This window comes from Haliea sp., assembly GCF_040221975.1.
Taxonomy (GTDB): Bacteria; Pseudomonadota; Gammaproteobacteria; order Pseudomonadales; family Halieaceae; genus Haliea.
Window position 1 is genome coordinate 20,718 of the sequence record NZ_JAVJWR010000024.1, and the last position, 22,905, is coordinate 43,622.

16 protein-coding genes are annotated in these 22,905 nt (G+C 65.9%); 9 read left to right on the forward strand and 7 right to left on the reverse strand.

Annotated features, from left to right (window positions below; genetic code table 11):
* Window positions 1–2: 2 nt before the first annotated feature.
* The 5 genes from paaN to RLO07_RS09805 all read right to left on the reverse strand — a co-directional run bounded on the left by paaN (window position 3) and on the right by RLO07_RS09805 (window position 7,563).
* Window positions 3–1,685, reverse strand: coding sequence for a phenylacetic acid degradation protein PaaN (paaN, locus tag RLO07_RS09785; protein WP_462291952.1), 1,683 nt, complete (start codon window positions 1,683–1,685; stop codon window positions 3–5).
* Window positions 1,682–2,617, reverse strand: coding sequence for a winged helix-turn-helix transcriptional regulator (locus tag RLO07_RS09790; RefSeq protein ID WP_462291953.1), 936 nt, complete (start codon window positions 2,615–2,617; stop codon window positions 1,682–1,684). Before RLO07_RS09790 ends, paaN begins: the two co-directional genes overlap by 4 nt.
* A gap of 45 nt (window positions 2,618–2,662) precedes the next feature.
* Complete coding sequence (locus RLO07_RS09795; RefSeq protein WP_462291954.1) at window positions 2,663–3,550, reverse strand: adenylate/guanylate cyclase domain-containing protein; 888 nt, start codon at window positions 3,548–3,550, stop codon at window positions 2,663–2,665.
* 85 nt (window positions 3,551–3,635) lie between these two features.
* Window positions 3,636–5,957, reverse strand: coding sequence for a TonB-dependent receptor (locus tag RLO07_RS09800; RefSeq protein ID WP_462291955.1), 2,322 nt, complete (start codon window positions 5,955–5,957; stop codon window positions 3,636–3,638).
* An 85-nt stretch (window positions 5,958–6,042) separates the two neighbouring features.
* The gene (locus RLO07_RS09805) at window positions 6,043–7,563 is read right to left on the reverse strand and encodes a carotenoid oxygenase family protein (protein ID WP_462291956.1); all 1,521 of its coding nucleotides are present in this window, start codon (window positions 7,561–7,563) and stop codon (window positions 6,043–6,045) included.
* 192 nt (window positions 7,564–7,755) lie between these two features.
* Here RLO07_RS09805 and RLO07_RS09810 point away from each other — a divergent pair, with 192 nt between their 5' ends.
* The 6 genes from RLO07_RS09810 to RLO07_RS09835 all read left to right on the forward strand — a co-directional run bounded on the left by RLO07_RS09810 (window position 7,756) and on the right by RLO07_RS09835 (window position 14,568).
* Window positions 7,756–8,661, forward strand: coding sequence for an SDR family NAD(P)-dependent oxidoreductase (locus tag RLO07_RS09810; protein WP_462291957.1), 906 nt, complete (start codon window positions 7,756–7,758; stop codon window positions 8,659–8,661).
* Window positions 8,658–9,449 carry a DUF1295 domain-containing protein gene (locus RLO07_RS09815; RefSeq protein ID WP_462291958.1) on the forward strand — a complete coding sequence of 264 codons (792 nt, stop codon included), beginning with the start codon at window positions 8,658–8,660 and terminating at the stop codon, window positions 9,447–9,449. Before RLO07_RS09810 ends, RLO07_RS09815 begins: the two co-directional genes overlap by 4 nt.
* 93 nt (window positions 9,450–9,542) lie before the next feature.
* Window positions 9,543–10,457 (forward strand): NAD(P)H-dependent flavin oxidoreductase, encoded by a 915-nt coding sequence (locus tag RLO07_RS09820; protein ID WP_462291959.1) that lies wholly within the window; start codon window positions 9,543–9,545, stop codon window positions 10,455–10,457.
* A gap of 3 nt (window positions 10,458–10,460) precedes the next feature.
* Window positions 10,461–12,140 (forward strand): class I adenylate-forming enzyme family protein, encoded by a 1,680-nt coding sequence (locus RLO07_RS09825; protein ID WP_462291960.1) that lies wholly within the window; start codon window positions 10,461–10,463, stop codon window positions 12,138–12,140.
* Window positions 12,137–13,369: an acetyl-CoA acetyltransferase gene (locus tag RLO07_RS09830; RefSeq protein WP_462291961.1), complete on the forward strand. Its 1,233-nt coding sequence runs from the start codon at window positions 12,137–12,139 to the stop codon at window positions 13,367–13,369. The genes RLO07_RS09825 and RLO07_RS09830 overlap by 4 nt, the downstream gene beginning before the upstream one ends.
* A complete protein-coding gene (locus RLO07_RS09835) occupies window positions 13,366–14,568 on the forward strand; it encodes an acetyl-CoA C-acyltransferase (RefSeq protein ID WP_462291962.1) in 1,203 nt (400 codons plus the stop codon). Before RLO07_RS09830 ends, RLO07_RS09835 begins: the two co-directional genes overlap by 4 nt.
* On the opposite strand, the gene RLO07_RS09840 is transcribed toward RLO07_RS09835, so the two are convergent.
* Together RLO07_RS09840 and RLO07_RS09845 are read right to left on the reverse strand one after the other, a co-directional pair.
* Window positions 14,565–15,584, reverse strand: coding sequence for a diacylglycerol/lipid kinase family protein (locus RLO07_RS09840; protein WP_462291963.1), 1,020 nt, complete (start codon window positions 15,582–15,584; stop codon window positions 14,565–14,567). The two genes, RLO07_RS09835 and RLO07_RS09840, sit on opposite strands and share 4 nt — an antisense overlap.
* A gap of 21 nt (window positions 15,585–15,605) precedes the next feature.
* On the reverse strand, window positions 15,606–17,636 hold the full coding sequence (locus RLO07_RS09845) for a PhoX family protein (protein ID WP_462291964.1): 2,031 nt from the start codon (window positions 17,634–17,636) through the stop codon (window positions 15,606–15,608).
* Window positions 17,637–17,806: 170 nt separating this feature from the next.
* Here RLO07_RS09845 and RLO07_RS09850 point away from each other — a divergent pair, with 170 nt between their 5' ends.
* From RLO07_RS09850 to RLO07_RS09860, 3 genes are read left to right on the forward strand one after another with little or no spacing between them, the layout of a single operon-like run.
* Window positions 17,807–18,424, forward strand: coding sequence for a TetR/AcrR family transcriptional regulator (locus tag RLO07_RS09850; protein ID WP_462291965.1), 618 nt, complete (start codon window positions 17,807–17,809; stop codon window positions 18,422–18,424).
* Window positions 18,421–19,788, forward strand: coding sequence for an efflux RND transporter periplasmic adaptor subunit (locus tag RLO07_RS09855; RefSeq protein WP_462291966.1), 1,368 nt, complete (start codon window positions 18,421–18,423; stop codon window positions 19,786–19,788). The genes RLO07_RS09850 and RLO07_RS09855 overlap by 4 nt, the downstream gene beginning before the upstream one ends.
* Entirely contained in the window at window positions 19,785–22,877 is a 3,093-nt protein-coding gene (locus RLO07_RS09860) for an efflux RND transporter permease subunit (protein ID WP_462291967.1), read from the forward strand. Before RLO07_RS09855 ends, RLO07_RS09860 begins: the two co-directional genes overlap by 4 nt.
* Window positions 22,878–22,905: the final 28 nt, after the last annotated feature.

The following is a 22,905-nucleotide window of genomic DNA, read 5'->3' on the forward strand; positions in this document are numbered from 1 at the left end:
ACTCAGGCCGCCGGCGCCACCCCCATGAACTTGCTCTGCACAATGCGGAAGCGGTTGCTGACAAAAGCGAGGTCGGCGAGGCAGGCATTGCCCGCCGGGCTCAAACCTGTGACGTGGTAGTCGGAATAGGCAGCGGCAAAGTTGATCGGCATGCCGGTCAGGTTGCAGGCCACCGAGGCGCCGGCGGCGTGATAGGCGTCCACCGCCCGGCCCAGGAAAGCCGGATCCGTGGAGTAGACGTGGGAGGTGATGGCGCCGCAGTCGCGGGCGTTGCCGGTGGCATCCTGCAGACAGGCTGCAGCATCCTCGTTGGCAATAATGAATGATACCGGGCCGAACACCTCCTGCCGGTACCAGTCGCGGTCAGCCGCGGTCGCCGCTATGACCAGCGGAGTGGCGGTGCGCGCGGCGGGAAAATCGGGGTTGTCGTAGGGGGCCGAGTCGCGCAGGAGCCGGTCACCCGCCAGCGCGCGATAGCGGTCCACGTTGGCCTGCACCGTCGGGTCGAACAGGGTTCCGCAGAGCGTGGCTGCGCCCCGCGCATCCGCCAGCCAGTGCTCCACTGCGGCGCAGATGGCCTGCGCCACCTCCGCGTGGCTGACCATCTCGCCGCGGACCGGGATGCCCGCCGCGGGAATATGGATGTTCTGCACGCTGGTGCACATCTGCGCTGACGCCTGGCACAGCGAGTGCGCGATGGCCCGGGCCGTGGCGGTGAGGTCGTCAGTAGACTCCAGCACCACCGAGTTGCAGCCCGCCGTCTCCGTGTACACCAGCTTGCCGGGGCAGTTCTGCTCCAGCCAACTGCCAAAGCGGGGGCTGCCGGTGAAGTCGATGATGGCGGTGTCCGGATGCTGGACCAGGGGCAGGGTCGCCGGCTCGGCACGGGTGTCCGCAGCCAGGGTCACCAGGTTCGGGTCAAAGCCCGCCTCCGCCAGCACCTCGCGGCAGACCCTCGCCACCATGGCCACCGGCAGGGTGGCCGCCGGGTGCGGCTTCAACACCACCGGGTTGCCGGTGGCCAGGGAAGCGCAGAGTGCCGGATAGGTATTCCACAGCGGAAAGGTCGCACAGCACACCACCACGCCAATGCCTCGCGGCACCAGCCGGTAGCGCTTGTCCAGGCTGGCCACCCCGTCGCGGCCGAACTGCCGCTCCCAGCGTGCGGTGGCGGGCACATCCTGCATGGCCTTGTGCGCGTAGGCCAGCGCCTCCAGGCCCCGATCCAGGGCATTGGCGCCGCTGCCGGCAAAGGCCATGACATAGGACTGGCCCGAGGTATGCATGGTGGCGTGGGCATTCTCGAACAGCTGCTCGCCGCAGCGCTGCAGAATCTCCAGGCACACACCCACCCGCGCTTCCGGACTGGCTGCCGCCCAGGCGGGGCGCGCGCTGTTGATGGCGGCGAACAGGCTTTCGGGGTTCACCCGCGGATAGCGCACAGCCAGCGGTTCGCCGGTGTAGGGCGACACTTCCTCCCCCACCCGGCCGATCTCGCCGGGCTGCTGCAGCGGGAAATCCCGGCCCAGCAGGCTCTCGAAGCGGGCCTTGCCCGCGGCCGGCTTTTCCTCGCCGTGAATTTTGCTGCTGGGATTTTCCGGCCAGCCGCTCCAGGCATAGCGGTGGGCGCAGGCGTCCAGGGCCTTGGCAAGCAGATCCTGGTGTTTCTCGAACAGGGCAGTCATGCGGGGTCTCCAATCGTGAAGTCGACGTGGTGGGCGCGAAGCTCTTCACCGCAGTGGTCACAGACCACTTCGCCGTGCAGATTCTCGCCACAGAGTGTATGGGTCAGGCACATGGGGCGGCCGGCGCCGCTGGGATCGCACCACTTGTCACCCCATTGCAGCAGGGTCAGGAAGTAGGGAAACAGGTCCCAGCCTTTCTCGGTCAGCTCATAGGCGTAGCGCACCGGGCGCTGCTGGTAGGGCTGGGTGGCAAATACCCCGTGGCGCACCAGGAACCGCATCCGGTCCGAGAGGATGTTGGTGGCGACCGGCAATTCCTTGTGAAACTCGTCAAAACGCTGCAGGCCGTGGAAGGCCAGGGCGATCACGTTCGCGGTCCAGCGGTCGCCGACCAGATTGATCAGGTTGCGGTAGACGCTGTGCTCGCCCGGCACCTCATTGGCTGACAAGGATGAACGCCGACGTACCTTCTTGTCGCGGACGTCCCGGGTCGCACCGGGGCCGGGGTGATAGCTGACATCCCGGCCATGCACGTCGCGACGACAGCTGCCGCAACGCAGGCGCGGCTGCAGCGGCCGACCACAGCTACGGTGAAACAAATGCACCTTGCCCTCTGGCGGCGGCGGGTGGTGCTTCTCTTCCCACACCACCGCCATCAGCGCATGCTGGTAGAGATCAATCGATTTGCGCGTCAGATGATAGACCGGATGCCGCGGATCCCCGTTCGCCGCTCGCTTGCGCAGGCAATCCACGGACTGCAGCCACTTGAGGCGGTTGGAGAGCACCCCCCGGGAGACGCCGGTCGCCTCCAGCATGCCGCTAAAGGTGTTGATGCCCCAGAACACCTCCTGAATGATCAAAATGCACCATTTGTCCCCTATCTGGTCCAGGGCCCGATTGATGGAACTGGCGCGGGTCCTTAACTGGTGCATGACGGCCCCTCCCGAGGGGAATTCAACGACTCTGGATACACGCTTTCAGGTGCAGTGGAAGTGGAGCACCAGAGAGATGTCCAGGTCGCGTGCCTGGCCCAGGCTGATACAGCCATGGCCGCGCAACAACAGCTCATCGCGATGTACGAAGACAGGATCATCAGCGGCCAGATAGACAAACGTGCCGTTGGTGGAAGCGTCCACCAGCACAAAGAAGCCGCGCCGGTACTCGAGCGTGGCATGGTGGCGGGACACCCACTCGGCATCCACCACCACGTCCGCCGCGGGATCGCGCCCCAGCACCAGTGGCTGGCTGAACTCGTCGACCATCACCGTCCGACTGCGATAATCAAGAGCCAGCCGGGTGTCGTGGTGAGTCCCGGCAAGCGAATCCAGCCCCTGAAAGCTGGTGACATTGGTGGTGTCGTCCTTCCAGACAATGTCCACGATATCAAGCAGCTGGCGCTTGCCGGGCATTCGCGCCTTGCCCAGGCTGCGAGTCCGGACAGAGCCGGCAGCCAGACCGCGCACGGACTCCGCCGTGGTGATGATTTGCTCGCGCTTGGCCAGGCTGGTCATGCGGGCGGCAGTATTGACCGCGGCGCCAAACACGTCATTCTCCTCTTGCAGTACATCACCGTGGTGCAGACCGATGCGCAGGGCCAGGCGCTCCCGGGTGCAGAGCTCTTCCCCGCTGACACGACGCTGCATGTCCATCGCTGCCGCCACACCGCGGTCTGCGCACGGAAAAGTCGCCATGATCTCGTCGCCAATGGTTTTCACTACCTCACCACCATGTACTGCCACCACTTCCGCACACACGTGCAGCAGCCCCTGGATGGTCTCCCGCGCCACTTCGTCACCACGCTGTTCGAACAGGCGCGTACTGCCGCTGATGTCAGCAAAGACAATGGTGAGAGGTTTGCGAGTCATGAACGCGGATGATAGGCGAAAGCAGGACTCACCTCCACTGCCGTGACGAGGAGGCAGCCCGGCACTCCAGGCTGCCTCACGTGCCTCAAAAACTCTTGGTTAGAGTGACACCGGCGGTGCGCGGCGGCATATAGTACTCCGACGTCACGCCAGTGGGGTCGACGATACGGTTGGTGATCTGCAGTTCGTCGTTGAGGTTCTTGCCCCAGACATCCACCGCCAGGGAACCATCGGCGCTGGTCCAGCTGACACTCGCATCAATCAGCTCAACGCTCTCCTGGAGCTCCACCGGCCGGTTCTGGGGGCCACTGTAGTACTCGTCCTTCCAGCTGTAGCTGAGGCCGAAGTCCAGGGCGCTGCCATTGCCGAGATTGACCCGGTAGTTGGCAGTGCTGGTAAGGGAACCGTCCGGCGCAAACGGCAGGCTGCGATCCGCCAGGTCAACGCCATTGGAGTTGATGAACTCCTTGAAGGTGGCGTCGCTGTAGTTGTAGCTCGCGCTCAGGGTGAAGTTCTCGAAGGGCACGACGTCGAAGGACGCCTCGAAGCCCTTTGATTCGGCCTGGGCGTTCAGCAGTACCAGCAGGAAGCGGCTGTTGAGCTCGAACACCTGCAGGTCGTCGTAGTCCATGTCGTAGTAGGACAGGTTTAACTGCAGGCGCTTGTCCCACCAGGAGGACTTCATGCCCACTTCGATGTTCTCGACGATTTCCGGATCCACCGGCTCGCCAGCCACGCTGGCCAGGTTGGTCTGGGACTGGAAGGCGCCGCTCTTGAAGCCCTCGGAGTAGGTGGCATAGAGCATCAGGTCATCCGTGGGTCGCCAGGCCAGGGACAGCTTGTGGGTCACCTCGGACCAGGAGTCCTCGGCAAACACCGGTGCTGCAAACGACGGCAGGATCAGGGGCACGCCGGAAGGCGTGGTATCCAGCAGGTCGATGGAGTTCTGGGTGATTTCCTTCTCGTCCTCGGCCCAGCGTATGCCGTAGGTCAGGGTCAGCTGCTCGGTGAGGTCATAGTCCGCCTGGCCGTAGACCGCGTAGCTGGTGGTGGTGTTGTCCTGGGTAAAGAGCACATCGCCGACGCCCGCCAGCCCCAGCCCCTGCAACGGAGTGCTGTACTGGGTATAGAACTCCTCGGCCCGCTCCACATCCTCCTCCATGAAGAAGGCGCCGGCCAGCCAGTTCAGCCGCTCGCTGTTGCCGGCGAGACGGAACTCCTGGGAAAACTGCGAGGCCTCTTCCTCGGCACCGTTGACGACGTTGCCCGGGGCAGTGAAAAAGCCCGGAGGCAGCGGTACGCCCGGGGGCGAAGGCGCGCTCAGGTTGTTGAGGGGGATGCCGGTAAGGTCGTCCACCCAGTTGTAGTCGCTGGAGCGCCAGGCAGTGATGGAGGTCAAGCTGGCCCAGTCCAAGTCGACTTCAAAGCGGGCCATCACCCCCTCGACCACGCGCTTCTGCGAGGTATCGAACTGGGAAGCACAGTTGCGATCATCTTCCATGTAGCGCTCGGACATGCCGATGCGCCAGAACGGCGCCAGCCCGGCGATGGCCGAATCCACGTTCTGGATATGGCGGCAGGGACCGTTGGTCTCATCGCGGGCGTAATCAGCCGTCAGCAGCAGGTCGACGCGCTCGCTGATGTCGAACATCAGCTGCGCCCGGGCGCTGACCGCGCGGGCGTCATCCATCTTTTCCCCGGCATTGCCGGCGCCGAAGCTCTCGCCAATGATCGGGCTGTTGGCGAAGTTGCCAGAGGTATTGATGTCGGCGGGAGTGATCACGTTGCGGCCATAGCCATCGCGGTCACGGAAGGAGTAGACCAGCTTGCCGGCGACCTTGTCGGTGAGCCCGCCGCTGGCCAGGCCCTGGAAATGGCGCAGCTCGTCACTGCCGGCCGAGACCCGCACCCGCAGCTCGGTTTCCTGGGAGGGGCGCGAGGTAACGATATTGATGGCGCCGCCGTTGGTGTTCTTGCCGTACAGGGTGCCCTGGGGCCCGCGCAGGATTTCCACCCGCTCCAGGTCAAACAGGTCGAAACCGACGCCGCCGGTGCGGCCGATATAGACTTCATCCAGGAACACGCCCACGGCCGGGTCGCTGCCCGCCGAATCCGAGCTGTTGCCGATACCGCGGATGTAGATGCGCGGCTCGCCAATGCTGAACTGGTTGTAGGTCAGGCCCGGGGTACGGAAGGCAATATCGTTGAGGCCGCTGATCTTGCCGACCTCGATATCATCACCGGCCAGCGCGGCGACAGAGAGGGGCACATCCTGAATACTCTGGGCGCGCCGTTCAGCGGTTACCACGACCTCTTCCAGCTGTTGCTGGGCCGAGGCAACCATGGGCAGAGCCAGGGGCAGCACGGCCAGGGCGTGGATGGCATTGCGGAGTGTATTGGTCTTCATAGAAGCCTCGTGCGGAAGTTATCGGTTATAGTGGCTTGCATTAATGAACCTAGTGTATCGCAAGATTGGTGAAAAACAAGACCGCTTACCTGCGGTAGAGGTCCTCTCCCCGCGCCCAGGTGGCGTGAAAACCGTAGGGCACGCGATGCGGCATCAGCACCCGCGCCACCGGCCCCTGCTCGATATCCGCGGCATCGAACACCAGGCAGTGTGACTGCCAGGTATTGCTGTCCGTCACCAGGGTGATGACATAGCCATCATCCTCGCCCGAAGCGGCGGTGGCGCCACGGCGCGGCGCGAACACCGCCTCGCTGCCGAACACGCCAGCGCCATAATCCCACTGCCAGCGCTGGCCGGTATCGTTGTCGTACTTCACCAGGCCGGTAAAACGCAGGGTGTAGCCGCCTTCGTGGTGCAGGGGGATGCGCTGGTGGTAGGCGTAGCGGCTCTTGCGCCCGTGGTAGAGCGGGTTGGTCTTGTTGAACTCGGTGTTGAGATCGTCGATCGGCCCTTCCCGCACTTCGCCGGTACGCAGGTTGAAGCGCCAGCGGTAATTGTTTGCCTCCAGCCGCATGTAGGCCAGCATGGAGGCCAGTTCGCCCTCGCCGGGCTGGGCGTCGGGCATCGGGTTGGTGGAGCGGCAGCCATCCATGATCACCCAGTCGCCCTCTTCCCAGCAGTTGCTGGTATGGAGGATGTAGCAGGGCTCGCACTCGAACCAGCGCACATCGCTGCCGGCACCGTGGCGCGGAATCAGGCCGAAGCGGGTGGGAATGTCGGTGTGAAACGTCAGCACCCGGTAGCCGTGCTGGCGCAGGACATTCATGTCGTGGAAGAACGGCAGGTCGTGCAGGATAGTGTAGTTGGGCGTGAAACCGATATCGTGCGGCAGACGCGGTCCCGGCAGGTCGATCGCCACCTCGTGCAACAGCTTGCCGGATGGGTCCGCAACACCATAGGTCATGTAGGGCGGTTCATCGCCGTAATCAAAGAACAGCAGCTCGCCCGTGGCCAGGTCGACCTTGGAGTGCGCCGACATGCGCCGCTGCTGGCGCCCCTGCAGGTCGTAGTAACCCTTGGTAGCAAGACTGTGTGCATTGAGCCGGTAGGGGTGGCCGGCGTTGTACCAGAGGCTCATCAGGTCGCCGTTGTAGATGAAGATATCGGTGTTGGAGGTGTCCTTGATGCCAAAGGGCGACAGGCTGTAATCAAATGGCCCCATGACCCCGGGTGAGATTGAGCGGCCGTCGGCCCGCTCCCCCTGCAGGGCTATCGTGTTGACGTAGCGGTTGCGGTAGGCGGCCTGGCCATCGCGGAAGTACACGCCGTGCACCATGCCGTCGCCGTCAAAGGGATGGTAGCGGTTCTTGGGCTTGAACACCGGGTTGGGGCCATTGCGGAAATAGGCGCCCTCAAGGTCCGCCGGCAGCTCGCCTTCCACCGTCAGGCCGGAGACATCCAGCTCGTCCGCGGTGGGGGCATAGACTCCGTGCAGGTAGGGATTGTCCAGGGTGTAGATCCACGGGTGAGTGTCGGAGAACTCGGTGACACCGCCGATACACTGGTCAACGGAGGGATATTCACTGACTTTGCTGAGGCTCTGCATGACGCGCTCCCTGGGCATCTGGCCCGCCGATTCAAGCACCTGCGGGCATGGGTTTTATCCGGATTATAGGCATCAGGTATTTTTATGCAAGTTAAAATGCGCCCTTCGCAGAAGGGCTCACAGTTCGAGCTTGCGAGACCTGCGCCGCTTGGCTAGACTCGCAGTCTCTTTATAAAAGTAACAGGTGACAGCGTGGCGAACAGGGCACAGACAGGGAAACAGGGCCCCGGCGACCTGGCGGGCAAGGTCGCCATTGTCACCGGTGCGGGCAAGGGACTGGGGCGGGCCTATGCCCATGAACTGGCCGCCCGCGGCGCCCGGGTAGTCGTCAACAACCGCGCCCACGCGGCCGACAGCGTGCGCAGCGCGGACGCGGTGGTCGGCGAGATCGCGGCGGCGGGAGGCGCGGCGGTCGCGGATTACAGCGACGCTGCGGACCCGGCCTGCGGCGAGCAGCTGCTCGCCGCAGCCCTGGAACATTTCGGTCGCCTCGATATCGTGATCGCCAACGCCGGGGTGTCGGAAGCCACTTCCTTCCACAAGCAGACGCTGCAGGAGTTCCGCCGCATCGTGGAAATCAACCTGATGGGAACAGCCCAGCTTCTACACCCCACTTTTGCCCACTTGTACCGCCAGCGCAGCGGCGCCATCGTGGTCAGCAGCTCCGCGGCAGGGCTGTATGGCGAACATGGCCTGCCGGCCTACTCCGCATCCAAGGCCGGTATCATCGGGCTCTGCCACGCCCTGGCCCTGGAGGGGGCACCCCACGACGTGCGGGTGAACACCATCGCGCCCTTTGCCAATACCGCGATGACCGAGGAAAGCCTGCCGCCCGCCCTGCGCGAGCGCTTGAGCGCGGAGGCTGTGGCGCCGGTGGTGGCCTGGCTGGTCGGTGACAGCTGCCCCCTGAATGGCGAAACCCTGGTGGCCGGCGGCGGCAATATTGCCCGGGCACGGTCGCTGTTGAGCGCCCCGGCTGCCACCGGCGGCACGCCCGCGGACATGACCGCGGTCTGGTCCGGCCTGAGGCCCCCGGACAGGGACTTCCCTTCCGCGGTCGCCATGTTTATGAGCTTTAGCGGGAGCCTGCCCTCATGATCGACCTTGCGCTGCTCCTCGCGATCAACCTTGGCGTGGCCCTCGCCGCGGCCATCACACTCTGGCTGGCGAGCATCCCGCTGAAGGATGTCAGCATCATCGACATGTTCTTCGCCCTGATCATCGTCGCCATCACCATTGCCAGCCTGCTGCTGGCGCCCACCACCGGTGCCCTGCAATGGCTGCTGCTGGCGCTGGTGCTGCTGTGGGCACTGCGGATTACCGCCTACCTGATGGCGCGCAACTGGGGCCACGGTGAAGACCCGCGCTACAGCAAACTGCGCGGCTGGGTGAACGACGAGCGCGCGTTTATCTGGCTCAGCCTGCGCAAGGTCTTCCTGCTGCAGGCGCTGGTACTGTGGCTGGCTTCACTGCCGGTGCAGGTGGGCATGCAACTGGGTACCGGTGCGCCCGGCTGGCTGGCCGTGGCCGGCACCGCCCTGTGGCTGCTGGGGTTGGTAACGGAGACTGTCGCCGACCGGCACTTGCAACAGTTCCGGGCCGATCCTGGCAACCAGGGCAAGGTGTTGTGCACGGGGCTGTGGCGCTATTCCCGCCACCCCAACTATTTCGGTGAACTGTGCGTCTGGTGGGGCATTTGGCTGGTCGCCTGCGAGGTACCGTTCGGCTTCCTGACCATCATCGGCCCTCTCGCCTACAGCTACCTGGTCATCAACGTCACTGGCCAGCGCACTCTGGACAAGAAACTGGCCCGCGAGAAACCGGGCTACGCGGAGTACATGGCCCGCACCAGCGGGTTGATCCCCATGCCCCCGCGGCGCCCCTGAGGCCCGTCGTGGCAAAACAGGTCGCGGCCTTGCCTGCAATCGGAAAGCGCTTTACCATGCTGGTCTTTTAATACAAGTGACTCTGGAGACCCCATGCCCCGCGACCTGTCCCAGCTCCGAATCCCCGTCTTCCAGGCACCCATGTTCCTGCAGTCAGGCCCCGCCATGGTTATCGCCAGCTGCAGGGCAGGCATTGTTGGCACCTTCCCCTCGGTGAACGCCCGCACCACTGCCGAGCTGGAGCAATGGCTGCAACAGATCACCGCCGCCGTCAGCGGGGAACAGAACGGCCCCTGGGCAGTCAACCTGATGATGCACCGCTCCAACAGCCGCCGTTTCGAGGACCTCGAGCTGGCGGTCAAGTACCAGGCACCGCTGGTGATCTCCGCCCTCGGCAGCCCCAGGGAGGCCATCGAGGCAGTGCACAGCTACGGCGGCAAGGTGTTTGCCGACGTCATCGATACGCGCTTCGCCGCCAAGGCGGTGGAGGCCGGCGTGGATGGCCTGGTACTGGTCGCCGCGGGCGCTGGCGGCCACACCGGGCAGCAGGCGGGCTTTGCCTTTGTCGAGGAAGTGCGCCAGTTCTGGGACGGGGATATCGTCCTGGGGGGCGGCATCTCCAGCGGCCGCGGCGTGCGCGCGGCGCAGGTACTGGGCGCCAACTACGCCTACATGGGCACCCGCTTTATCGCCACCGAGGAGAGCATGGCGGTACCGGAGTACAAGCAGATGGTGGTGGACGCCAGCGGTGCCGACATCATCTGCTCCGACGCCCTCACCGGGGTCAAGGCCAACTGGCTCCGGGCCAGCCTGGTTGCAGCGGGCTACGACCCCGCTAATATGCCGGAAGGCGCCACCATAGACATTGCGGCGTCCACCAGCGATGCCAAGCGCTGGCGGGACGTGTGGTCAGCGGGCCAGGGTGTGGGCGCCATCCACGACATCCTGCCGATTGCGACGCTGATCGACCGTCTGGAAGCGGAGTATCGAGCCGCCTGCGAGGGATAGACCATGCACACCAGCCCAACTGCCCGGATCCGGGCCCTGACCGAGGCCGGCTACTGGGGCCATGAAACCCTGCACGGCATCCTCGCCACGCGGGTGGAGGACAGCGCCGACAGCACTGCCCTGGTGGACCAGCCCAACAAGGCCGAGCTGGCCGGCATGCCCGTCCGGCGCTTGAGCTTCAGCGACCTGGACACCCTCAGCGACGGCCTGGCGGCACAGCTGCTCGGGCTGGGCCTGCAGCACGGTGACAGGCTGCTGGTGCAGCTGCCGAATATCAGCGAACTGGTAGTCTGCTACTACGCCGCCAGCAAGCTCGGCGTGGTGATCTCTCCCATCCCCATCCAGTATGGCGGCCACGAGATCGCCCGTTTCGCCGCGACCCTGCGCCCGGCGGCCATGCTGACCCTGGGCCGGTTCCGCGACACCGAACTCGCCGCCCAGGCTCGCCAGGCGCTGGCAACAGTGCCGGTGTGGACCCTGGGCACTGACCTGCAGTGCGAAGCGGTCACCGACCCGGCACTGCTGTCCGCCTATCAGGAACATCGCCTGCAGTATCCCGATGATGCCAACGCCATCCTCACCGTGGTCTGGACCTCCGGCACCACCGGCACCCCCAAGGGCGTGCCCCGCTCCCACAACATGTGGCGGGCGATGGCACGCAATACCATGGCCGCGGGGGACTACCAGCCCGGTGAAACCCTGCTGGTACCCTTCCCGCTGGTGAACATGGCCGCCCTCGGGGGCTTCCTGTTTCCCTCGGTGATCAACGGCTGCAAGCTGGTGCTGCACCAGCCCATGGACCCGCCAATGTTCCTGCGCCAGATCCAGGAAGAACAGGTGAATTTCACCATCGCGCCGCCGGCCCTGCTGAACCGGCTGGCGCAACAGCCCGCCCTGTGGGCACAATGCGATTTCAGCAGTATCCGTGCCTTTGGCTCCGGCTCCGTGCCCCTGTCGCCCGCCATGATCGCAGTAATCGAGGGCGAGTACGGCAAGCCCATCATCAATTTCTACGGCTCCAATGAGGGCATCAGCCTGTTCTCCACCCCGGACGTGGCACCGTCGCCTGAATACCGGGCACAGATGTTCCCGCGCTTCGGCGTGCCGGACATGCCCTGGCAGGGCCACTCCCACGAGTCCATCACCACCCGCGTCATCGACCCGGAAACCGGTGCCGAGATCACGGCAGCCGGCGTGCCGGGCGAACTGTGCATCGGCGGCCCGGCGGTGTTCGATGGCTACCTGGACCACGACGGCGAAGGCGTGTTCACCAGCGACGGCCTGTTCCGCACCGGTGACCTGGTGGAAATCTGTGGCGAGCCGCCCAACTACTACCGCATCGTCGGCCGCTGCAAGGACATCATCAACCGCGGCGGCATGAAGATCTCCCCGGCGGAGCTGGATATCCTGCTGGAGGGATTCCCCGGGCTGGCGGAGGCGGCGGTGTGTGCCTACCCGGACCCGGACCTGGAAGAGAAGATCTGCGCCTGCGTGGTGCCCGCAGAGGGCGAACCGGCACCACAACTCGACGCCCTGTGCCGCTGGCTGCAGGACAAGGGCATCGCCAAATTCAAACTGCCCGAGCGGCTGGAAGTGTTCGGCGCCCTGCCCCGCAACCCGGTGGGCAAGGTGGTGCGCGGCGAACTCCAGCAGCAGGTTGCACAACGAGGACAGACATCATGAGCCACGTCTATATATTGGGCGGCGCCCAGACCGACTTCAGCCGCAACTGGGCCCGGGAAGGCCTGGAAATCTACGATATGTTCACCGAGGTGCTGGCGGACGCCATCGCTGATGCCGACATAGAGCCCGGGCAGATCGAGGTGGGCCACGTCGGCAACTTCGTGGCAGAGCTGTTTACTGGCCAGGGGCTGATCAACGGCTTCTTTGGCCAGGCCTACCCGGAACTGGCCTCGATACCGACCTCGCGCCACGAGGCGGCCTGCGCCTCGGGCTCCATCGCCATGCTCAGCGCCATGCGCGACATCGAGGCCGGCCACTACGATGTCGCCTGCGTGCTGGGCCTGGAGTACATGCGCAACGTCAACGGCAAGACCGGCGCCGAGTATCTGGGAGCAGCCGCCTGGCAGGGTCACGAAGCTACCGACTGCGACTATCCCTGGCCGCACATGTTCGATCGCATCACCCGCGAGTACCAGCAGCGTCACGGCATCGACAGCGAACATCTCGCGCGCATCGCCGAAATCAACTTCGGCAACGCCAAGGCCAATCCCAATGCCCAGACCCGCGACTGGAAATTCCCGCCCGGCTGCTTCAGCCAGGATGATGAGCTGAACCCGGTGATCGAGGGCCGGGTACGGAAAATGGATTGCGGCCAGATCACCGACGGCGGCGCCTGCGTGATTCTCGCCAGCGAAAAGGCCGCGCGTGAACACGCCGCGAGGCAGGGCCTGCAGCTTGCCGACATCCCCCGAATCAAGGGCTGGGGCCACCGCTCCGCCCCCATCCTGCTGGAGCGCAAGCTGCAGCTGAGCGCGGGCCAGCCGCTGCTGTTCCCCCACGTCCAGGCCATGATGCAGGACGCGCTGCGCCGCGGCGGCTTCAGCCAGGTCACGGACCTGGACGGGCTGGAGACCCACGACTGTTTCTCGGTCACCGAGTACATGGCCATCGATCACAGCGGCCTGACCGCGCCGGGCGAGAGCTGGAAGGCGGTGGAGGAAGGCCGCATAACCCGGGACGGGGATTTCCCCATCAATCCCAGTGGCGGCCTGATCGGCCTCGGCCACCCGGTGGGCGCCACCGGCGTGCGCATGGCCCTGGACTGCGCCCGCCAGGTCAGCGGCCGCGCCGGCGACTACCAGCTGGGCCGGGCCGAGAACATGGCCACTTTCAACCTCGGTGGCAGCGCCACCACCTGTGTCAGCCTGATTGTCGGAGTCGGTGCATGAAATCTGCCTTTATCTACGATGCCCTGCGCAGCCCGCGCGGACGCGCAAAAGAAGGCGCCGCCCTCAATTCCCTGACCCCGCAGGCGCTGTTGCAGCAGCTTTACGCGGCGCTGGTAGAGCGCACCGGACTGACCCCGGCGGAGGTGGACGACGTTATCCTCGGCTGTGTCACCCAACAGGGCGAGCAGGCCGGCAACATCGCCAAGAGTTCGACCCTGTACGCGGGCTGGCCCGGCTCGGTGCCGGGCCTGACGGTCAATCGCTACTGCTCCTCCGGCATCGACGCCATGGCGCTGGCGGCGCTCAAGGTCGGCGCCGGCCAGGCCGGGGTGACGGTGGCCGGCGGGGTGGAAATGATGTCGCGGGTACCGATGCTGTCGGACCAGGCCCGGGTGTTCACCGACCCCCAGTTTGCCGCCCAGTGCCGGATGCTGATGATGGGCAACGGTGCCGACCTCATTGCCACTATCCACGGTATCAGCCGGGAGGAGGCCGACGCGGTCGCTGCGGCCAGCCAGCAGCGCGCGGCCCACGCCCGGGATCAGGGCTGGTTCAGCTCCATTGTGCCGATCACCCTGGAGGACGGCACCACGGTCAGCGCCGACGAATGCATTCGCGCCAATACCACCACCGCCCAACTGGCAGAGATGCCCGCCGTGTTTGCCAAGGCCGGCGCCGCCGGCATCGATGCCTTCCAGCTCGCGGGCTACCCGCAGTTGCAGCAGGTGGAGCATATCCACACCCCGGGCAACTCCCCCGCCATGGCGGACGGCGCCGCCCTGGTGCTGATTGCCGATGAGGTCTGGGGCGAGCACAGCGGGGTGCGCCCCCGCGCCCGCATCGTAGCCAGCGCCACGGTCAATGCCGACCCGCTGCAGGTACTGAGCGGCTGCGTTGAAGCCACCCGCAAACTCCTGGCCGACCAGAACCTGAGCGCCGCCGACATCGACCTGTTCGAGATCCACGAGGCCTTCGCCGCGGTCAGCGTGGTGGCGATGCGGGAACTGGACATCCCGGATGACAAGCTGAACGTGAATGGCGGCGTGATTGCCCTCGGTCACCCCATGGGCGCCACCGGCGCCATCATGGCGGGCACCCTGCTCGACGAGCTGGAGCGGCGCGACCTGCAGTGGGGCATCGTCTCCGCCGCGGGTGCGGCGGGTACCGGCAGTGCGCTGTTGCTGGAGCGCCTGCGCTAGCCGGTGCTGGTGCCGCCGCGCCGAACCTTGAGCCGCAGCGCCCGCGGGTACAGATTCCAGGTGGCCGGCAGGTAGCCAGGCTGCTCCCCATCCAGGTCCACGAGGCCCGGGGCCGCCGCGGTGAGACGCAGTGACACCTGACGGGCGCGATGGCGGGTTATCCGCGCATGGTGCAGATGGCTGCCGCGATAGATCCCTGGCAGCAGCCCCGGCAGCTGCCATCGGGGCAGATCACCCAGCACCAGCACCTCGAACTGGCCGTCGTCAAGACGGGCACCGGGCGCAATCCGCATGCCGCCACCGAAATACGCACCGTTGGCGACGACCAGCGCCAGCATGCGGCCGCGGATCTCAATGTCGTCGAGGCGCACCGCCGCCTCCGGGTTCTGCCAGGCAGCGAGTGCGCGCAGTGCAGCGAGAATAAAACTCAGCCGGCCGCCAGCGCCCTTCCAGCCGCGGTTGGCGAAGTGGACCACCCTGCCACTGAAGCCGGCGCTGGAGATATTGATGAAAAAGCGGGTGGCGAGCTCACCCCGTCGATCCAGGTAGCCAATCTGACCGAGATCGATGGCGCGGGTCTCGTGCCCGGCCAACAGCTCAATGTTCTCGCGCAAGCCACCGGAAAGTCCGATGCTGCGCCGGAAATCGCTGCCCGTACCCAGGGGCACGATACCCAGCACTGCCGTGGCACTCGTGGCTTGCGGAGCCGATGCCCGCCGCGTGATCCAGCCCTGCTCGTCAAGGGCGTAACAGCGGTGCGGATCGGGCTGATCGCAAAGGCCGTTGACCACCTCGTTCAGGGTGCCGTCGCCGCCGACGGCGACAACCATCTCCCAACCGGCGTGCAGGGCCTCGCGCGCCAGCTGGGTCCCGTGCCCAGGGCCTTCGGTAAACGCATATTCCAGCTGCGGTATTCTGGCGCGCAGCAAACGCTCGATCAGCGGCCATTGCCTGGCGACACTGCCAGCGCCCGCGGCCGGGTTGGCGACAACAAAGGTTCTGTAGTGTGCCGCCATCCCGGTATGCCATAGCGCTGGTCAGGCCCCTATCTTGCCACCATCATCCCGGGTAATCACCACCGTCGCCGAGCGCGGCACCGATTTCCCGCCGCCGGGCCAGTGGCTGTCCATCCTGCCCGCGGCGAAATCCTCCGCCGAGGTGCTGGCGCCCGGATGCTGCACGTTGATGAACAGGGTGGTCTGGTCCGGCGTGGTCACGCAGCCGGTGATCTCGGCACCTGCCGGGCCGGTGAAAAAGCGCCGCAGTTCACCCGTGTCCGGATCGGCGGCGAGCATGGCGTTGTTGCCCATGGGCCGGTAGCGCCCCTTGTTCAGGTCCAGGTCTGAAATATCGGTCTGTATCCACAGGCGGCGGTCGGCGTCGAACCAGAGTCCATCGGGATTGGCGAGCAGGTTGTCGGCGCCCAGGGGCCTGCCCTGGAGGTCGCGCCCGGAGTCAGGATCACCCGCCAGCAGAAACAGGTCCCAGGTGAAAGTCGACGCGGCGTGGTCATTGCCGGCCTCGCGCCAGCGCACGATCTGGCCCATGGCATTGTCCGCCCGGGGATTGGCCCCCCCCGCCTGCCCGGCGCTGCGCCGGGTATTCTTGGTCAGGGTAAAATACACCTGCCCGGTACCGGGATCGACGGCGCCCCATTCCGGTCGGTCCATGGGCGTGGCCCCGGCTGCATCGGCGGCACCGCGGGTATTCAACAGAATATCCGCCAGGGTGGCGAAACCGTTTTCAGGACCAAGGCCATTGACGCTGGGCGCCAGCGCCAGCCACTCGCCGCTGCCGTCACTGTCGAAACGCGCGGCATAGAGCGTACCTTCGTCCAGCAGCGCGCCGCTGGCGCTGGCCGCGTGCCAGGGCCTGGTGGAGACGAATTTGTAGATGTACTCAAACATCGAGTCATCACCGGAGTAGAGCACCACCGGCTCTCCCTCCCGCACCGGCGCGAAAACCACGCTTTCATGGGCAAAGCGGCCCAGATGGGTGCGCTTGACCGGGGTACTGGCCGGATCGAAGGGGTCGACTTCCACCACCCAGCCGAAGGCATGGGGTTCATTGCGGTAGTCCTGCTGCGGGCTGTCGGCGCGCGGCGTGGCGTCAAAGCGTGCGTACCGGTCCGCCGCCTCGCCCGCATTGGCTGCCGCCAGGTGCCAGCGCCAGGCATTCAACGGGCCAACCCCGTAGCGGGACAGCGTGGCGGGTATTGCACCCGGTTCACGCACGAAGTAATAGCGCCAGTTCTCCTCGCAGGTCAGGTAGGTGTTCCAGGGCGTGACCCCGTTGGCACAGTTGTTCAGCGTGCCGCGACCGCGCAGGCCGTCCGGGCTGTAGGCGGTCTGCAGGCGCGGGTCGCCGCGCAGGGGGCCACTGAACACCATCGGCGTCAGGGCGGTGATGCGGCGGTTCAGGGAGTCCCGCAGCGGCCGCCACTGGCCGTCGTCGTCGCGACGGATATGCACAATGCTGACCCCGTGGGCATGCATTTCCTTCAGCACCTGATCCGGGTCGCGGCTGCCATCCGTGCGCAGCGGCACGTCGAAGCTGACCAGCCCCAGTCCCGCGGCAGCACGGTGCATCAGGCGCGGCTCGGCGTACTCGTGGTTGACCACCAGCAGGCCCTCTCGGGAGCTGCCCGCGAGCGGGAAAAAGTGCATTCCGTCGTGGTGGGCGCCCATCTGCATGGCCTGTTCGGCAGCGGTATTGTCGGGCGAGAATGCCGGATAGGTGCCGGTAATCGGCTCACCCCAGGGCAACAGGACCTGTATCCGGTAGCCCGGCGGCACGACGGCGGTGTCCGCACGGCTGACGGGAACCGCCTCGAAGCCCAGCAATCCTGTGGCTCCACCCGAACCCTGCTGGCGCGCCCGCACAGGGCCCGGCAGACCACCAAACAGGCTCGCGATTGCCAGCCCGAGACCACCGCGGAGAACGGACCTGCGCGGATAGCGAGCGCTTGCAACCGCCTCAAAGTCGGGCTGTTTCACTGGCGTGCGGACCGGCTCTTCGTTGGCGACAAACGCCGCATCGGCGGGGCCGGGGATGGCGGTTCCTTTCATGCTCGCTCCTGCAATCTTGACTGTGCACCCTGGCAGACCCTAGCGCTTCATTATGACCACCGTGTGACTCCCTGCGCCACCGCCGCGGCCACAACCGGTGGCAGCCCTTGACAGCCTGGCTCCGGACGTCTAAAGATAGTAATCAATTACTTCTTTTCTTGAGAACAGCAATGCCAGCCAAGACTTATCTCTCCGCCGACGAGCGTCGTGCACGCACGGTTGCCGCAGTCGTCGATATCTGTGCCAGGGAAGACCCTGCCCGCATTACCACCGGTAATATCGCCGAGCATATGCACGTCACACAGGGCGCGCTATTCAAGCACTTCCCCAGCAAGGACGCGATCTGGGAAGCGGTTGCCAGCTGGGCGGCAGAGCAGGTGATGTCGCGCCTCGAAGCGGCCGCCGCCGGCGCCGGGGACCCCATCGCGGCACTGGAAGCGATGTTCCACGCCCATATCGATTTCATTGCCCAGCACCCCGGGGTGCCCCGGCTACTCGTGGGGCAACTGCAACATGATCGCCAGACACCGGCCAGGCGAGTAGTTCGCTCACTCCTGCTGCGCTACCGCGAGTGTGTCCGGGACAGATTGGCTGAGGCCAACCAGGGCGGCCTGTTGCGACCCGGGCTCGATATCGATGCTGCCGCCACCCAGTTCATTGGCACTGTCCAGGGCCTGGTCATGCAGGCTCTGATGCTGGGGGACATGGCGCGCATTGGCGGCATGGCCGCGGGGGTTTTTGCCATCTACCTGCACGGCATCCGCAAGGACCCGGGGAGCACGCGATGAAGCTTCCGCTCCCACACGCGTTACGTCGCTCCGGCATCCTGCCTGGCCTGGTGGCGGGGCTGGTCCTCCTGGTCCTCTTTGTCGCCCTGCGCCAGCCACCGGCGCGGGATGCAGCCGCCACTGCGGCAACCCCCGTCAACATCATTGTCGCAACCGCCCTGGAGTTCCAGCTCGAGGCGCGGGGCCACGGTATCGCGCGCCCCGCGGAGACCTGGCGGGCGACAGCCAACGTCGCCGGCCGGGTGGTCGAACGGCATCCCGATCTGGAAAACGGTGCCCTGCTCCCCGCGGGCACACTGCTGCTGGCACTGGACCCGAGCCGCTACCAGCTGGCGATCGCCGAAGCCCGGGGCCAACTGGGCAGTCTCGCCGCCGAATTCACGCAACTGGAGCGGGAGCACGACAACACCCTGCGCCTGCTGAACCTGGAGCAGGAACGCCTGGTGCTGTCCGAAGAAGAACTGGCCCGCATTGAGCGGCTCGCCGCCAGCGGTTCAGTTTCCAGCTCGCGGCGGGACGAGCAGCGCCGGAACACGCTGGCCCAGCGCCAGGCCGTCACCGTGCTCGAGAATACGCTGGCGCTGCTGCCGGCGCGGCGCGAGATACTGGAGGCGCAGCGGGACCGGAGCCAGACCCGGCTGGAGCAGGCCCGGCGCGACCTCGAAGACACCCGGTTCGTGGCCCCGTATGACCTGCGCCTGGGAGACATCCACGTTGAGCTGCACCAGCACGCGGCCCAGGGCCAGCAGCTGTTCCAGGCTGACAGCCTGCTGGCCGCGGAAGTCGAGGCGCGCATTCCCATGTCCTCGCTGCGGCGCCTGCTGGCCAGTGTCATCGTGCCGGACCCGCCCGACGATGCGCTGGATCTCGGCGAGCGCGTCGACCTGTCCGCCATCAGCGCGGAGCTGGCACTGGCCGGGGCACCGGAAGTGCGCTGGAGCGGGCGGGTGGTGCGCGTCGCCAGCGGCCTCGACCCCGCCACCCGCACGGTGCGGGTCGTGGTGCGGGTGGCCCATCCCTACCGGGACGCCATGCCACCCGACCGACCACCACTGCAGCGCGACATGTACACCCGGGTCAGGCTTGCCGCGCCGAGCCCACAACCGCGCCTGGTGGTGCCGGCGACGGCTGTGCACCAGGGCGAACTCTACCTGGTCGACAGCGACAACCGCCTGCGGCGCCGCACAGTCGATGTTGCCTTTGAACAGGGTGACCTGGCAGTGATCGGCAAGGGCCTGGGGCCGGGGGAGCGTATCGTGGTCGATGACCTGCCGCTGGCCATCGACGGCACACTGCTCGCGCCCCAGCGGGACGAGGCCCTGGAAACGCGTATCGCCGCCGCTGCCCGCGGGACGCAGTCGTGATCCGCTGGTTTGCCGGCCACCCGACGGCAGCCAATCTGCTGCTGGTACTGCTGCTCGCTGCCGGCCTGTTTGCCGCACCGCAACTCAAGCGCGAAACCTTCCCCGACTACCGCCCGACCGAAGTGTCCATTGAGGTGGTGTATCGCGGTGCCAGTGCCGCCGATGTCGAGGATGCCATCTGCCGGCGACTCCACGATGCGGTAAAGGGTGTCGACTTCCTCGAGGAGCTGCGCTGCGTTGCCCAGGACAATCTGGCCAGCGCCACCGCGACGATGATGGCAGGTGGCGAGGTCCTCCGCTTTCTCGATGAACTGCAGACCGAAGTGCGTGCGCTCGACACACTGCCAGACCGCGCGGAGGCGCCGGTGATACGCGAACTCCACCGCAGTGACATGGTCGTCGCGGTGGCCATCGCCGGGGACCTGCCGCGGCGACAGCTGGAAGACTATGCGCTGCAACTGGAAGAGCGGATCATGGCGCTACCGGGCGTGGCCAACGTGACCCTGCGCGGCCTCTCGCAACGCCAGTGGCAGGTGGAAATCCGCCGCGACGTACTGGGACAGTACGGGCTTTCCGCCCGCCAGCTGGCGGAGAGAGTCGCGCGCCAGAGTCTGGACCTGCCGCTGGGCACCCTGGAAACCGCCGACCGGGACATCCAGTTGCGCTTCACCGAACAACGCCGCTCACTGCGCGAGCTGGCGTCACTGGTAGTGATCTCCGAGCCCGAGGGTGGCGAACTGACACTGGGTGATATCGCCACCTTGCGGGAGGTCGGGGAGCGCCCCGAGGACAAGCTGCGCTTCAACGGCGAAACCGCGCTGGTTCTGGAAGTCAGCAAATCCCTGCGCGCCGATGCCCTGTCGGTGAAGGCCGGACTGGAAGCGCTGTTGGCAGAGGAGCACGCGCGTGTCGACGGCCTGCTGAGACTGACCCTGACCCAGGACATGACCGGCATCGTCCGCGACCGGCTGCAGATGCTGGTGGCCAACGGCATCATGGGGCTGGCGTTGGTCGTTCTGGTCATGAGCCTGTTCTTCCGGCCCCGGCTGGCGCTGTGGGCGGTGCTGGGGCTGCCCGCAGCCTTCATGGGTGCATTCCTGGCAATGGCGCTCACCGGTCTGACCCTCAACATGATCACCCTGGTGGCGCTGTTGATGGCCATCGGCATCGTCATGGATGACGCCATCGTCATTACCGACAATATCGCGACCCACGCCAGCGACCAGCGCTCGCCGCTGGATACCGTCGTCAGCGGGGCGCGGCAGGTGATCCCCGGCGTCCTGTCCTCGTTCCTGACCACCGTCGCCGTGTTCGCACCGCTGTCGTTCCTGGCCGGGGAGATGGGCGCAGTCCTGGAAGTCCTGCCGGTGGTATTGATAGCGGCCCTGGCCGCCAGCCTGATCGAGGCCTTCTGGATTCTGCCCCACCACCTCAAGGGCAGTATCGCAACTTTGCGCGAGCAACAGGCCTCCCGCTTTCGCACTGCCTTCGAAGTGCGTTTCGGGCAATTCCGGGAACGCGTGGGGCAGGCGGCCGACCGGGCGATACACTATCGCTATCCAGTGCTGGGGGGCGTACTCGCCATCCTGCTGGGTTCAGCGGGTTTTCTCGCGGGCGGCCATATCGGCAGCGAGGCCATGCCCGCCATCGATGGCGATGTCCTGGAAGCGCGCATCCTGATGCCCCAGGGCACCCCCCTGCAGCGCACCGAGGCAGTGGCTGCCCAGGTTGAAGCGGCCATGGCGCGACTCGACGCTCGCTATTCGCCCGGGCAACCGGGGGCAGCAGCGCTCGTCGAAGCCATGCAGGTGCGCTTCAACCACAACCCCAGCGCCCGCGAATCCGGTGCTCATGTGGCTACCGTGATGGTCGACCTGCTGACCGCAGAGCGACGCAATGTGACGCTGGATGAACTGACGGCGGCCTGGCAGGAAGAGATCGGCAGCATTGCCGGGCTCGAGCGGCTGATCATCCAGGAACCGGGCTTTGGCCCCGCCGGCATACCGATCGAGCTGCGCCTGCAGGGCGAGGACCTGGACAGCCTGAAGCAGGCTGCCAGGGAACTCGGCGCCCGCCTGGCCAGCTATGCCGCCGTCTACAATGTCATCGACGATCTGCGCCCGGGCAAACCCCAGCGCACCTTTGCCCTCGCGGAAGGCGCCTACGGCCTCGGCCTGACCGGGGAGGACGTTGCGGCGCAGCTGCGCGCGGCACTGCTGGGCGAAATCGCCGACACTCTGCGCATCGGCGAGCAGGACGTCGAAGTTCTGGTCAGGCAGGACCTCGCTGACCGTGACAGTCTCGGCGACCTGAGCGACCAGACCATCGTCCTGGCCAATGGCAGCCGAGTGCCGCTCGATGTGGTGACCCACATGACCGAGCGCAGGGACTGGGCCCGCATCACCCGCATTGATGGCCGGCGCACGGTGACCGTGGAAGCCAATGTCGATACTCGCCTTGCCACCGGACAGACCATTATCAGCGACCTGCGCAAGGCGTGGCTGGATGAGTTCCAGCAGCGCCACCCCGGCGTCACCGTGAGCATAGAGGGGCAGGTAGCCAACTCTGCCGAAACCGGTGGCTCCATCGGTCGCGGCCTGTTGATCGGTCTGGTGGGCATTTTTGTGGTCCTGTCCTTCCAGTTCCGCAGTTACGTCGAGCCGCTGATTGTCATGCTGTCAATTCCGCTGGCCTTCGTCGGTGCCATCTGGGGCCATGTATTGATGGGCTACTATCTGTCCATGCCCTCGCTGATTGGCGCTGCATCCCTGGCCGGTATCGTGGTCAACAATGCCATTCTGCTGATCCACTTCATCAAGAGCCACCGGGAGGCCGGGCTCGACAGCATCGCCGCCGCCGGCCAGGCCAGCCGCGACCGCCTGCGCGCCATCCTGATCTCCTCCACCACCACCATTGCCGGCCTGCTGCCACTGCTGGCCGAAACCAGCACCCAGGCAGATGCCATCAAACCGCTGGTCATTGCCGTGGTGTTCGGTTTGCTCAGCGCCACTGTGCTGGTACTGCTGGTACTCCCGGCGATGTATGTCATTCTCGATGATCTGGGTTGGGCCAGCCCGCCTGCAGGGTAAGGAATCCTGCTACACTGCCCACCCTGTT